At 48.6% G+C, this 696-nt stretch carries 1 pseudogene; it reads left to right on the plus strand.

From position 1 onward, the window contains the following. Positions 1–669 (plus strand): annotated as a pseudogene (locus LKE08_RS11275) (group II intron maturase-specific domain-containing protein); the annotation flags it as partial. Positions 670–696: the final 27 nt, after the last annotated feature.

Consider the following 696-nt stretch of genomic DNA (forward strand, 5'->3'; position numbering starts at 1 on the left):
GCCCATACTGAAAAGGTAAAAGAGGTGATTAGGAATCACAAAACAGCACCTCAAGCCGCCCTGATTAAACATCTCAACCCCATCATCACTGGATGGGCAAGGTACTACTCAGGGGTAGTCTCCTCGGAGATTTTCAGCAAGCTAGATAACATACTCTGGCAACAACTACGGGCATGGGTAGTGTCACGATGCGGAAACGCCGAATATAAAACGCTCAGAAAATACTACCGAACAGGTATGGCAAAACTGAGCAACGGGGACGAAAGGAAGGACGAGTGGATTTTCCAAACTAAGGATGGTTGACGACTCCAAAAACACGCCTGGATTCCCATTGTGCGGCACACACTGGTAAAATCAGACGCATCGACATATGACGGAAATTGGGTCTACTGGGCAACGAGGAGAGGGAAATCACCAGAAATCTCAAACCAAGAAGCCAAACTGCTAAAAGACCAGAAAGGCAAATGCAAATGGTGCGGACAGCACTTCACCATCGAAGACCAAGTGGAGACCGACCACATCATCCCGAGATGCCTCGGCGGAAAGGATGATTACAAAAATCTCCAATTGCTGCACCGCCACTGTCACGATGCTAAGACTGCTGTAGATGGCAGTCAAGGCAAGAGTCGTACTCATGACAACGAGACGACTGAACTAGGAGCCGTGTGAGGTGAAAGTCTCATGCACGGTTCTGAA

The organism is Lyngbya sp. CCY1209, assembly GCF_035615495.1.
GTDB lineage: Bacteria > Cyanobacteriota > Cyanobacteriia > Cyanobacteriales > Microcoleaceae > Limnospira.